This is a genomic window from Pseudomonas sp. Tav-5-1A (assembly GCF_055755055.1).
In genome coordinates this window covers 4,414,611-4,427,337 of sequence record NZ_CM146901.1, presented here as the reverse complement: position 1 = coordinate 4,427,337, position 12,727 = coordinate 4,414,611, and the positions used below count along the sequence as shown (strand labels likewise).

Sequence of the window (12,727 nt, the reverse complement as noted above, 5' to 3'; positions counted from 1 at the left end):
AAAGCCTTAGGAGTGAGTAGCGGGAGCTGGCTTGCGGCCCACGGGGGCGCTGGCCGGCAGGAAGAAGATCACCAGGGCGAAGACCAGGTAGAACAGGTAGGCGCCCAGCACGCTGACGGTTGGCGCGTCCTGGTAGCCGAACATGCCGGCCAGCACCGAGCCGGTCGGGCCGTCCATGGGCAGGATGGCGCTGATGTCGAACACCACGTCCTGCAGGTGGTTCCACAGGCCGGCCTCGTGCAGCGAGCGCACCGAGTTGGCGAGGATGCCGGCGGCCACCACCAGGATGAACAGGCCGGTCCAGCGGAAGAACATGGCCAGGTTCAGGCGCATGCTGCCGCTATAGATGGCCATGCCCACGGCCACGGCGACGATCAGGCCCAGCAGGGCGCCCAGTGGCGCGCCGGCGCCTTCGCTCTGCTGGAACACGGCCAACAGGAAGAACACGGTTTCCAGCGATTCGCGCGCCACGGCGAAGAACACCATGGCGATCAGGGCGAAGACCTGGTTGTTGGAGCCGGCCAGGGCCTGGTCCAGGGACTCGTGCAGGGCGTGCTTGATGGAGCGGGCCACCTTGCGCATCCAGAACACCATGGAGCTGAGGATGGCCACGGCCACCAGGCCGACCACGCCTTCGAACAGTTCCTGCTGCTTCTGCGGGAACTCGGCGCTGACCATTTCCAGGCCGCCGCCGACCAGCAGCGCCAGGGCGGCCGCCAGGAACACGCCGATCCACACGGCAGGCATCCACTGACCGCGACCGGTCTGCTTCAGGTAACTGGCAATGATGCCAACGATGAGCGCGGCTTCAATCCCTTCGCGCAGCATGATCAAAAATGGAACCAGCACTTCGCACCACAATCTTAAGAAGGATGCTAACTTGTAACATAATGAGACTTATTATTGAATACAGGGGCCATCATTTTGGATAGTTTTCCCCGAAAATTTATCTCCGCAATTGGCAAAGCCCTTGCATTGAAATGCGCCTCGTAACAGCTGCCGCCAGGTGGCGTCCGCTGTTTTTCATGCCCGAAATATCGGGGTGGAGTGCTGGAGAGTGACGCAGCCTGCGGCAGCTGCTACGCGGTTGTGACAGGCAAAAAGAACCCGGCTATTGAGCCGGGTGCTTTTTTGTTACCAGAGATGTATCAGCCTGGAAACAGTTCGCTCAGCTTCATCGCCAGCATCATGTCGCCTTCGGCGCGCAGCTTGCCGCCCATGAAGGCCTGCATGCCGTCGGTCTCGCCGCTGACGATGCCCTTCAGGGTTTCCTCGTCCATCACCAGGGTCACCTGGGCGTCAGGGTTTTCGCCCTGCAGCAGTTGGCAGGTTTTGTCCTTCACCACCAGCGAGAAGTTCTTGGTGTCGTCGATGCGGAAGCCGAAGACCAGGTCCAGGCCGGCAGCGGCGGACGGGTCGAACTTGGCCTGCATTGCTTCTTGGGCTTTCTCTAGGGTGCTCATGCTTCGATCCTTTTTCTCAATGGGGCTAACGACAGGTATTGCAGTGGGCCGGGCTCATCGGTAGGTGATGAACTCCGGCGCCTTCAGCAGTTGCAGGTGAGTGTGACTGTTGAAGGAAGCCAGGGCTACCTCGCGGCCGCGGAATTTCAGCTGGCTGAGCGAGGTGTTGACGATCTGCCAGTTCAGCTCGAAAGCCTGGGCGGCAGAGACGCCGGTAATCAGGTGCAGCAGGGCGGCGATGGTGCCGCCCGAGGTGAACACGGCGATGTTGGTGCCGCTGCCGGCCTGGGCCAGCAGGCGCTGCAGGCCGGCCTCGACGCGGGCGACGAAGGCGGCCCAGCTTTCGGTTTCCGGGGTGGGATGCTGGCCGCCGTGCCAGCGGCCCATCAGCAGCGCGAACAGGCGCTGGAACTCGCCGCGGTTGTGCGCCGCGTTGCGCAGGATGTGCAGCGCCTCGGGCTCGTCGGGCAACAGGTCGGGCAGCAGCGCGCGGATCACCGCCTCGGCGTCGAATTCGTTGAAGGCCGGGTCGGTCTCCACCACCAGGTCGGCCACGCCCATGGCTTCCAGCGCCAGGTGCGCGGTGGCCTGCTGGCGCCGCAGGCTGCCAGCCACGCAGCGGTCCAGGTGCAGGCCCAGGTCGGCCAGGTGCGCGCCCAGGACCTGCGCCTGGCGCATGCCCAGCGGCGACAGCACGTCGTAGTCATCGGCGCCGAAGCTGGCCTGGCCATGTCGAATCAGATAGATGCTGCCCACGTCCGCGTCGTCCCGGTACGTTGAAAGTGCCTTGGAGGTTATGAGGATGCCGGGGGCCTGTCAATGAAAAAACATACGCTTGTTTGAATTGCCTGACATGACCTGTAAGTCACCTAGGCTGGTAGCCGCAGGGGCGCACCGGTATGCTGGAAGTCTGTCCTGGCCCTTCACTCACGAGGGGCGCAATGCATGTAAGGAGTCACCGTGGAGTTTCTCTCCGAGTACGCGAGTTTTCTCGCCAAGACCGTCACCCTGGTCCTGGCGATCATCGTGGTGTTGACCGCCATCGCCGCCCAGCGCGGCAAGGGGCGCCGCAAGACAGCCGGCCAGTTGCAGGTAAGCAAGCTCAACGATTTCTACAAGGGCCTGCGCGAGCGCCTGGAATCGACCCTGCTGGACAAGGACCAGCTCAAGGCCCTGCGCAAGCAGGAAGCCAAGGCCGAGAAAAAGGGCAAGAAGAAAGCCGAGGCCAAGCCGCGGGTGTTCGTGCTGGACTTCGACGGCGACATCAAGGCCTCCGCCACCGAGAGCCTGCGCCACGAGATCACCGCGCTGCTGACCCTGGCCACGGCCAAGGACGAAGTGGTGCTGCGCCTGGAAAGCGGCGGCGGCATGGTGCACAGCTATGGCCTGGCCAGCTCGCAACTGGCGCGCATCCGCCAGGCCGGCGTGCCGTTAACCGTGTGCATCGACAAGGTGGCCGCCAGCGGCGGCTACATGATGGCGTGCATCGGCGAGAAGATCATCAGCGCGCCGTTCGCCATCCTCGGCTCGATTGGCGTGGTGGCGCAGTTGCCCAACGTCAACAAGCTGCTGAAGAAGCATGACATCGACTTCGAAGTGCTGACTGCCGGCGAATACAAGCGCACCCTGACCGTGTTTGGCGAAAACACCGAGAAGGGCCGGGAGAAGTTCCAGGAAGACCTGGACATCACCCACCGCCTGTTCAAGAACTTCGTGGCCCGTTACCGCCCGCAGTTGCCTATCGACGAAGTGGCCACCGGTGAAGTGTGGCTGGGCGTGGCGGCGCTGGAGAAACAGCTGGTGGACGAACTCAAGACCAGCGACGAATACCTGGCCGAGCGCGCCAAGCAGGCCGAGGTGTTCCACCTGCACTACGCCGAGCGCAAAAGCCTGCAGGAACGCGTAGGCCTGGCGGCGAGCCATTCGGTCGAGCACGTGGCGGGGAAGGTGTGGGAGAAGGTCGGCCAGCAGCGGTTCTGGTAAGCGTCCGCTTGTGGTAAAGCCGGCCTTGGCCGCGATGTGCGCTTACGGGCGTCATCGCGGCGAAGGCCGGCTCCTACCGGGGGTGTTGCGGTCAGCGACGACGGAACAGCGGCAGCGGTTCGTCAGTGGCGGCCTGGTAGGTCACCGAGAAGTCTTTCAGGCTTTCCAGCGCCTCGTACGGGTCTTTGTCCGCGCGCAGGGCGAAGGCATCGAAGCCGCAACGGGCCAGGTAGAACAACTGGTCGCGCAGCACGTCGCCAATGGCGCGCAGCTCGCCCTTGAACTGGTAGCGGTCACGCAGCAGGCGCGCGTTGGAGTAGTTGCGCCCGTCGGTGAAGGCCGGGAAGTTCAGGGCAATGACCTGGAACTGGTCGACGTCCTCGCCGATTTCCTCGGCTTCTTCATCGCTGTCCAGCCACACGCCCAGGCCGCCGTCGCGGGCCTTGAGGGCGTGAGCGTGCTCGCGCCACAGGGCCAGCGGCACGATCAGGTCGTCGCAGTTGCTGATGCCGTCCAGCGTCGCGTCCTTGGGCAGCAGGTGCCAGGTTTCGTCGACGACGGCGTTGTTCTTAATGATTCGCTGCATAGACGCGTTCCTTGAACAGATCGATACCGATGCGCTGGTAGGTGTCGATGAAGCGTTCATCTTCAGTGCGTTGTTCGATGTAGACGTCGATCAGCTTGCTGATCACGTCGGGCATGGCTTCCTGGGCGAACGAAGGGCCGAGGATCTTGCCCAGGCTGGCGTCGCGGCTGGCGCTGCCACCCAGGGACACCTGGTAGAACTCCTCGCCTTTCTTGTCCACGCCCAGGATGCCGATGTGGCCCACGTGGTGGTGGCCACAGGCGTTCATGCAGCCGGAGATGTTCAGGTCCAGCTCACCGATGTCGAACAGGTAGTCCAGGTCGTCGAAGCGGCGCTGGATGGATTCGGCGATCGGGATCGACTTGGCGTTGGCCAGCGAGCAGAAGTCGCCGCCCGGGCAGCAGATGATGTCGGTCAGCAGGCCGATGTTCGGCGTGGCGAAACCACCTTCGCGCAGTTCCAGCCACAGCGCGTGCAGACGGCTCTGCTCGACGTCGGCGAGGATGATGTTCTGCTCGTGGGAGGTGCGCAGCTGGCCGAAGCTGTAGCGGTCGGCCAGGTCGGCGACGGCGTCCAGCTGCTTGTCGGTCAGGTCGCCAGGGGCAACGCCGGTAGGCTTGAGCGACAGGGTCACGGCCACGTAGCCGGGCTTCTTGTGCGCCAGGGTGTTGCGTACGCGCCAGCGGGCAAAACCTGGGTGCTCGGCGTCGAGGGCGCTCAGTTCGGCGGCGAAGTCAGGCAAGGCCTTGTACTCGGGGTCGACGAAGTGCTTGGCCACGCGTTGCAGCTCGGCTTCGGTCAGCGTGGTGCTGCCGCCGCGCAAGTGTTCCATTTCGGCATCGACCTTCTGGGCAAACACCTCGGGGGTGAGGGCCTTGACCAGGATCTTGATGCGCGCCTTGTACTTGTTGTCCCGGCGGCCATAGCGGTTGTACACGCGCAGGATGGCGTCCAGGTAGCTGAGCAGGTCTTGCCAGGGCAGGAATTCGTTGATGAACGAACCCACCACCGGGGTACGGCCCAGGCCGCCACCCACCAGCACGCGGAAGCCCAGTTCGCCGGCTTCGTTGTGCACCGGCTCAAGGCCGATGTCGTGCACTTCGATGGCGGCGCGGTCGCTGCTGGCGCCGTTGACGGCGATCTTGAACTTGCGCGGCAAGTAGGCGAATTCAGGGTGGAAGGTGGTCCACTGGCGGACGATTTCACACCATGGGCGCGGGTCGATCACCTCGTCCGCGGCGACGCCGGCGAACTGGTCGGTGGTGACGTTGCGCAGGCAGTTGCCGCTGGTCTGGATGGCGTGCATCTGCACGGTGGCCAGCTCGGCCAGGATGTCGGGGATGTCTTCCACCGCCGGCCAGTTGAACTGCACGTTCTGGCGAGTACTGATGTGGGCGTAGCCCTTGTCGTAGTCGCGGGCGATCTTGGCCATCATGCGCGTCTGGCGCGAGGTCAGCTGGCCGTAAGGCACGGCCACCCGCAGCATGGGCGCGAAGCGTTGGATATAGAGGCCATTTTGCAGGCGCAGCGGGCGGAACTCTTCTTCGCTGAGCTCCCCGGCCAGGTAGCGTCGGGTCTGGTCACGGAACTGCTTGACGCGGTCCTCGATGATCCGTTGATCGTACTCGTCGTAAACGTACATAGGTGTCCTGTTCTCAGGCTGCTTACAGCAAATCTGCGCGCACGGCCGCGCACTCCCAGCGGAGCCGACGAAAGATACCAGTTTCGGGTTATGCGCAAAAGTGATGTTTGAATATAAGGAAAGAACCAAAAGTACTAACCTTAGTACTTTAGTCTCAAGTCCTTACTTGCCGTGGGGGCAAGGCTGAACTTTACTGCACAAGCGTCCTGATAAAAATCATAAAGAGGCGAACGCACCATGAGCAACCCCGTGAAAAGCCGCAAACCCGACAGCAGCGTCGATGCCTGGGCGATTCTGTTTTTGATTATCCTCGTTGTTTCTGCCGCCGTGTTCTGGGTAAGCCACCAGTAACTTCCCCGTAGCAGCTGCCGCCAGGCGGCGTCAGGCCCCGGACGCGGCCTGGCGGCCGCTGCTACGTGGCCAGGTGGATGACCAGCTTTACCAGGCCGAACAACGCCAATGCGAACACCGCCGTGCAGAGGATGCCCAGCGCAATGAAGTGCGCAGGCTTGCCGTGGGTGAAGTCGCGTTCGCGGTTCTTGTGGCTCTGCACGCCGAAGGCGGCAGCGATGATGCTGTGCAGCATCTGCCAGAGGGTAGGGGGCTTGGAGTCGGCCATGACGGGCATTTCCGGACGGATATGCCCAAGCGTAGCAGCTGCCGCAGGCTGCGTCGGGCGCGCGCGGTGGATCAGGTGATCCACCGGGCGGTGTGACGCGGCCTGCGGCCGCTGCTACAGGGGGAGTTAGGCGTCGTAGCCCAGGTTCGGCGACAGCCAGCGTTCGCTGATGGTCAGGTCCTGGCGCTTGCGGGCGCTGTACGCCTGCACCTGGTCCTTGTCGACCTTGCCCACGGCGAAGTACTGCGCCTGCGGGTGGGCGAAGTACCAGCCGCTGACGGCCGCCGCCGGGAACATGGCGAAGTGCTCGGTCAGTGTCACGCCGCTCTGGCCGTTGTGGTCCAGCAGCTCGAACAGGGTGCCTTTCTCGGTGTGATCCGGGCAGGCCGGGTAACCCGGGGCAGGGCGGATACCCTTGTACTGCTCCTTGATCAGCGCCTCGTTGTCCAGCGCCTCGTCCTTGTCGTAGCCCCAGTGCTCCTTGCGCACCTGCTGGTGCAGCCACTCGGCGCAGGCCTCGGCCAGGCGGTCGGCCAAGGCCTTGACCATGATCGAGTTGTAGTCGTCGCCCTTGTCCTGGTAGGCCTTGGCCACTTCCTCGGCGCCGATGCCGGCGGTGGTGATGAAGCCCCCCACGTAGTCGGTCACGCCGCTGTCCTTGGGCGCGACGAAGTCAGCCAGGCTGAAGTTCGGCTTGCCGTCGGGCTTGATGGTCTGCTGGCGCAGGTGGTGCAGGCGCGCCAGGGCGCGGCCGTCGTCGGCGTACACTTCGATGTCGTCGTGGTCCACCTGGTTGGCCGGCCAGAAGCCGAACACCGCGCGGGCGCTGATCAGCTTCTCGTCGATCAGCTTGCGCAGCATCACCTTGGCGTCTTCATACAGGGCCGTGGCCGCTTCGCCCACCACCTCGTCGGTGAGGATGCGCGGGAACTTGCCGGCCAGGTCCCAGGAGATGAAGAACGGCGTCCAGTCGATGTACTCGGCCAGCACGTTGAGGTCGATGTCATCCAGCACCTTGGCACCGGTGAAGGTCGGCTTGACCGGCTGGTAGCTGGCCCAGTCGAAGGTGGCCTTGGCTGCGATGGCCTGTTCATAGCTCAGGCGCTCGGTGCGGGCGCTGCGGTTGGCGGTGCGCTCGCGCACGTCCACGTAGTCCAGGCGGGTGCGCTCGACGAAGCCGGGCTTGAGTTCCTTGGACAGCAGCTGGGTGGCCACGCCCACGGCGCGCGAGGCGTCGGTGACGTAGACCACGGCGTCGTTGCTGTACTTGGGCTCGATCTTCACCGCCGTGTGCGCCTTGGAAGTGGTGGCGCCACCAATCATCAGCGGCAGGTGGAAGCCCTGGCGCTGCATCTCGCGGGCCACGTGGACCATCTCGTCCAGCGACGGCGTGATCAGCCCGGACAGGCCGATGATGTCGCACTTCTCTTCCTTGGCCACCTGCAGAATGCGTTCTGCCGGCACCATCACGCCCAGGTCGACGATGTCATAGCCGTTGCAACCCAGCACCACGCCGACGATATTCTTGCCGATGTCGTGCACGTCGCCCTTCACCGTGGCCATCAGGATCTTGCCCTTGGCCTCGGGCTTGTCGCCCTTTTCCGCTTCGATGAACGGGATCAGGTGCGCCACCGCCTGTTTCATCACGCGGGCGGACTTGACCACCTGCGGCAGGAACATCTTGCCCGAGCCGAACAGGTCGCCGACGATGTTCATGCCCGACATCAGCGGGCCTTCGATTACCTCGATCGGGCGCTTGAACGACTGGCGCGACAACTCGGTGTCTTCGACGATGTGGGTGGTGATGCCCTTGACCAGCGCGTGTTCCAGGCGCTTGTTGACGTCCCAGGTGCGCCACTCTTCGGTCTCGGCTTCCTTGACGCTGCCGTCGCCCTTGTACTTGTCGGCGATGGCCAGCAGGGCGTCGGTGCCTTCCGGGGTGCGGTTGAGCACCACGTCTTCCACGGCGTCGCGCAGTTCCTGCGGGATCTGGTCGTAGATTTCCAGCTGGCCGGCGTTGACGATACCCATGGTCAGGCCGTTGCGGATCGCGTACAGCAGGAACACCGAGTGAATCGCCTCGCGCACCGGGTTGTTGCCGCGGAACGAGAACGACACGTTGGACACGCCGCCGCTGCTCAAGGCATAGGGCAGCTCGTCACGAATGAAGGCGCAGGCGTTGATGAAGTCGACGGCGTAGTTGTTGTGCTCCTCGATGCCGGTGGCCACCGCGAAGATGTTCGGGTCGAAGATGATGTCTTCCGGCGGGAAGCCCACCACATCCACCAGGATGTCGTAGCTGCGCTTGCAGATCTCTTTCTTGCGCGCTTCGGTGTCGGCCTGGCCGGCTTCGTCGAAGGCCATCACCACCACGGCGGCGCCGTAGCGCTTGCACAGCTTGGCGTGATGAATGAAGGCCTCTTCGCCTTCCTTCATGCTGATGGAGTTGACGATGCCCTTGCCCTGGATGCACTTGAGGCCGGCTTCGATCACTTCCCACTTCGAGGAGTCGATCATGATCGGCACGCGGGAGATGTCCGGCTCGCCGGCGATCATGTTGAGGAAGGTGACCATGGCCTTCTTCGAGTCCAGCATGCCCTCGTCCATGTTGATGTCGATCACCTGGGCGCCGGCTTCGACCTGCTGCAGGGCCACTTCCAGCGCCTCGGTGTAGTTTTCTTCGCGGATCAGGCGGGCGAACTTGGCGGAGCCGGTGATGTTGGTGCGCTCGCCGACGTTGACGAACAGCGAGTTGCGATCGATGGTGAACGGCTCCAGGCCCGACAGGCGGCAGGCCCGCGGGATGTCCGGAATGGCGCGCGGCTTGTGCTTGGCCACGGCCTCGGCGATGGCCTGGATATGGCCCGGGGTGGTGCCGCAGCAACCGCCGATGATGTTCAGGAAGCCGCTGGCAGCGAACTCCTCGACCACCACGGCCATCTCGGCCGGGGTCTCGTCGTACTCGCCGAAGGCGTTCGGCAGGCCGGCGTTGGGGTGCGCGGAGACGTGGGTGCCGGCCTTGGTCGACAGCTCTTCCAGGTACGGCCGCAAGTCCTTGGCGCCCAGGGCGCAGTTCAGGCCCACCGAGATCGGGTTGGCGTGGCGCACCGAGTTCCAGAAGGCCTCGGTGGTCTGGCCCGACAGGGTACGGCCCGAAGCGTCGGTGATGGTGCCGGAGATCATGATCGGCAGTTCAAAGCCGATTTTCTCGAACACGCCCTGCACGGCGAAGATCGCCGCCTTGGCGTTGAGGGTGTCGAAGATGGTCTCGATCAGGATCAGGTCGGCGCCGCCCTCGATCAGGCCTTCGGTGGCCTCGGTGTAGTTTTCCACCAGCTCGTCGAAGGTGACGTTGCGGTAGCCGGGGTCATTCACGTCCGGGGAAATCGAGCAGGTGCGGCTGGTAGGGCCGAGCACGCCGGCGACGAAGCGCGGCTTGTGCGGGGTTTCCAGGGTCTTGGCGTCGGCCACTTCACGGGCGATGCGCGCGCCTTCCACGTTCAGCTCGTACACCAGCGATTCCATGCCGTAGTCGGCCTGGGACACTTGGGTGGCGTTGAAGGTGTTGGTCTCGAGGATGTCGGCGCCGGCGTCCAGGTAGGCCTTCTCGATGGCGGCGATCACGTCCGGGCGGCTCAGCAGCAGCAGGTCGTTGTTGCCCTTGACGTCGCTGGGCCAGTCGGCGAAGCGCGTGCCACGATAGTCGGATTCCTCCAGGCGGTAGCTTTGGATCATAGTGCCCATGCCGCCATCGAGAATCAGGATGCGCTCTTTGAGGGCTTGCTGAAGTGCTTGGAGACGAGCGCTGCGGTCAGACATAGGGCTACCTGTCAGGACAAAAACAAAAAGAAAGCGGATAGATAAGGTGCGAAATCATAACAAACCTGCGCGCTTTTAAACGCTTCTACCTTTTACATGAATTCGGCTCATGTTGAAGGGGCGCCGCCACAGGTAGAATTGCCACTGCTATTACACAATCAGGACACCGCCACATGGTGCATCGCCTCCTTGCCGCCGCAGTCATCTTTTTTGCCTGCCTGACTGCCCACGCGCAAGCCCCCGTCGCCAGCCCGGCGATTTCGTACACCCGTGACATCCAGCCTATCCTCACCGAAAAGTGCGTGGCCTGCCACGCCTGCAACGACGCCGCCTGCCAGCTCAACCTGGGCAGCGCCGAAGGGGCCACCCGTGGCGCCAGCAAGGTGCCGGTGTACCAGGGCGACCGCAGCACGGCCGTGGCGCCGTCGCGGATCTTCTATGACGCCCAGGGCGAGGAAGAGTGGCGCCGCAAGGGCTTCTATTCGGTGCTCGACGCCCAGGGCAGCCAGGCCGCGCTGATGGCGCGCATGCTGGAACTGGGGCACAAGAACCCGCTGCCGGCCAATTCCAAGCTGCCGGACAACATCATGCTGGGCCTGAACCGCACCAACATGTGCCCCATGCCCGGCGAGTTCGACGCCTACGCCGCTGCCCACGTGCACGAAGGCATGCCCCTGGGTGTCACCGGCCTCACCGATGCCCAGTACGCCACCGTGCAGCGCTGGATCGCCGCCGGCGCGCCGGTCGACCAGCAGGCCGTGAAGGCCAGCCCGAAAGAGGCCGCGCAGATCGCCGAGTGGGAAGCGCTGCTCAACCGCCCTGGGTCCACCGAGGCCCTGGTGGCCCGCTGGCTGTATGAACACCTGTTCCTGGCGCACATCTATTTCGTTGGCGGCGAGCCTGGTCACTACTTCCAGTGGGTGCGCTCGCGCACGCCCAGCGGCAAGCCCATCGACCTGATCGCCACCCGCCGCCCCGACGACGACCCCGGCGCCGTCTTCTATTACCGGCTGATGGCGGTGCAGGGCGTGATCGTGCACAAGACCCACATCACTTACCCCATGGGCCCGGCCAAGCTGGCGCGGGTCAAGCAGCTGTTCTACAGCGGCGACTGGCACGCCACCTCGCTGCCTGGCTACGGCCCGCGCCACCGCGCCAACCCGTTCGAGACCTTCCAGGCCATTCCGGCGGTGGCGCGCTACCAGTTCATGCTGGATAACGCCGAATACTTCGTGCGCACCTTCATCCGTGGCCCGGTGTGCCGCGGGCAGATCGCCACCGACGTGATCCGCGACCACTTCTGGGCGCTGTTCCAGGAGCCGGCCCACGACCGCTACGTCACCGACGCCGTGTACCGCGCCAAGGCCACGCCGTTGCTGGAGATGCCGGGCCAGGACGACAACGTCGGCAGCATCCTGTCGCTGTGGCTGGCCTACCGCGACAAGCGCAACGCCTATGAAGACCTGCGCCGCGACGCCTACGCCGACATGCCGCCGCCCAGCTGGTCGACCCTGTGGGCCGGCAACGACAACGCGCTGCTGACCATCTTCCGCCACTTCGACAGCGCTTCGGTGAACAAGGGCCTGATCGGCGACGTGCCGACCACCATGTGGCTGTTCGACTACCCGCTGCTGGAGCGCACCTATTACCAGCTGGCGGTGAACTTCGACGTCTACGGCAACGTCGCCCACCAGGCGCAGACCCGGCTGTACTTCGACCTGATCCGCAACGGCGCGGAAATCAACTTCCTGCGCCTGATGCCGGCCGACAAGCGCGGAAAGCTGCTGGACAGCTGGTACCAGAACAGCGGCAAGGTGAAGATGTGGCTCGATTACCAGAAGATCGACACCAGCACGCCTAGCACCATGAAGCTCAGCGAGCACGACCCCAAGCGTGATTTCGGCCTCAAGCTGATCCAGCGCGCCGGCAGCCTCAACGCCAGCCCCGACCCGATCAACCGTTGCACCGGCGCCTACTGCTCGCGCGATGGCATCAGCGAGGAGTTCAAGAACGTCGAGCAGTCGCTGAGCCGCCTGGTCTCGCGCCCCGAGGCCGGCCTGCCGGTGATCGAGCGCATGCCCGAGGCCACCATGTTGCGCATCCAGGGCAAGAGCGGGCGCATGGTCTATAGCCTGCTGCGCAACCGCGCCCATACCAACGTGGCGTTCCTGCTGGGCGAGGCCTACCGCTACATCCCGGGGCTGGACACCCTGACCCTGTGGCCCGGCGTGCTGAGCAGCTACCCCAACTTCATGTTCAACGTGCCGGCCGACCAGGTGCCGGCGTTCGTCGATGCCATGCAGCAGTCCAGGGACCAGGCCAGCTTCGACAAGATCGTCGAGCGCTGGGGCGTGCGCCGCACCAACCCGCAGTTCTGGGATTTCTTCCATGACCTGACGCGCTACATCCAGGAGACCGAGCCGGTGGAGGCGGGGGTGCTGGACATGAACCGCTACGAGAACCTGTAACTACAAGCTACCGGGGAATATCGCAATTCCGTAGCAGCTGCCGCAGGCTGCGTCCAAGGGCGACGCAGCCTTCGGCAGCTGCTACGGATTCCCCCATATCCCCGTGGCCGCACCACCGCCCGTCAATCCGGATGACCTTTGCCCCCT

General features: G+C 64.1%; 9 protein-coding genes. 2 read left to right on the top strand and 7 right to left on the bottom strand.

Translation table 11 applies throughout. From position 1 onward, the window contains the following. Positions 1-6 precede the first annotated feature (6 nt). The 3 genes from efeU to AC0J42_RS20085 all read right to left on the bottom strand — a co-directional run bounded on the left by efeU (position 7) and on the right by AC0J42_RS20085 (position 2,219). Entirely contained in the window at positions 7-849 is an 843-nt protein-coding gene (efeU, locus tag AC0J42_RS20095; protein WP_416425422.1) for an iron uptake transporter permease EfeU, read from the bottom strand. Between the two features lie 299 nt (positions 850-1,148). Continuing rightward, positions 1,149-1,463: an SCP2 sterol-binding domain-containing protein gene (locus tag AC0J42_RS20090; RefSeq protein WP_416425421.1), complete on the bottom strand. Its 315-nt coding sequence runs from the start codon at positions 1,461-1,463 to the stop codon at positions 1,149-1,151. A 54-nt stretch (positions 1,464-1,517) separates the two neighbouring features. Further along, complete coding sequence (locus AC0J42_RS20085; protein ID WP_473003336.1) at positions 1,518-2,219, bottom strand: histidine phosphatase family protein; 702 nt, start codon at positions 2,217-2,219, stop codon at positions 1,518-1,520. Between the two features lie 204 nt (positions 2,220-2,423). Here AC0J42_RS20085 and sohB point away from each other — a divergent pair, with 204 nt between their 5' ends. Continuing rightward, positions 2,424-3,446, top strand: coding sequence for a protease SohB (sohB, locus tag AC0J42_RS20080; protein WP_473003335.1), 1,023 nt, complete (start codon positions 2,424-2,426; stop codon positions 3,444-3,446). 91 nt (positions 3,447-3,537) lie between these two features. On the opposite strand, the gene AC0J42_RS20075 is transcribed toward sohB, so the two are convergent. The 4 genes from AC0J42_RS20075 to metH form a co-directional block, all read right to left on the bottom strand. Then, the gene (locus AC0J42_RS20075; RefSeq protein WP_473003333.1) at positions 3,538-4,032 is read right to left on the bottom strand and encodes a DUF934 domain-containing protein; all 495 of its coding nucleotides are present in this window, start codon (positions 4,030-4,032) and stop codon (positions 3,538-3,540) included. Further along, positions 4,016-5,674 carry a nitrite/sulfite reductase gene (locus tag AC0J42_RS20070; RefSeq protein WP_416425417.1) on the bottom strand — a complete coding sequence of 553 codons (1,659 nt, stop codon included), beginning with the start codon at positions 5,672-5,674 and terminating at the stop codon, positions 4,016-4,018. Before AC0J42_RS20070 ends, AC0J42_RS20075 begins: the two co-directional genes overlap by 17 nt. 412 nt (positions 5,675-6,086) lie before the next feature. Further along, entirely contained in the window at positions 6,087-6,293 is a 207-nt protein-coding gene (locus AC0J42_RS20065; RefSeq protein ID WP_473003331.1) for a DUF2970 domain-containing protein, read from the bottom strand. Between the two features lie 126 nt (positions 6,294-6,419). After that, positions 6,420-10,112, bottom strand: a complete 3,693-nt coding sequence (gene metH, locus AC0J42_RS20060) for a methionine synthase (RefSeq protein WP_416425415.1) — start codon at positions 10,110-10,112, stop codon at positions 6,420-6,422. A gap of 173 nt (positions 10,113-10,285) precedes the next feature. Between metH and AC0J42_RS20055 the strand changes: the two genes are divergently transcribed. Then, positions 10,286-12,580 (top strand): fatty acid cis/trans isomerase, encoded by a 2,295-nt coding sequence (locus tag AC0J42_RS20055; protein WP_473003329.1) that lies wholly within the window; start codon positions 10,286-10,288, stop codon positions 12,578-12,580. The last annotated feature ends 147 nt before the right edge of the window (positions 12,581-12,727 follow it).

Coding starts and splice junctions, on each gene's coding strand:
- AC0J42_RS20090 (WP_416425421.1), bottom strand. CDS start 1,463: ATGAGCACCCTAGAGAAAGCCCAAGAAGCAATGCAGGCCAAGTTCGAC.
- AC0J42_RS20075 (WP_473003333.1), bottom strand. CDS start 4,032: ATGCAGCGAATCATTAAGAACAACGCCGTCGTCGACGAAACCTGGCAC.
- AC0J42_RS20070 (WP_416425417.1), bottom strand. CDS start 5,674: ATGTACGTTTACGACGAGTACGATCAACGGATCATCGAGGACCGCGTC.
- AC0J42_RS20065 (WP_473003331.1), bottom strand. CDS start 6,293: ATGGCCGACTCCAAGCCCCCTACCCTCTGGCAGATGCTGCACAGCATC.
- metH (WP_416425415.1), bottom strand. CDS start 10,112: ATGTCTGACCGCAGCGCTCGTCTCCAAGCACTTCAGCAAGCCCTCAAA.
- AC0J42_RS20055 (WP_473003329.1), top strand. CDS start 10,286: ATGGTGCATCGCCTCCTTGCCGCCGCAGTCATCTTTTTTGCCTGCCTG.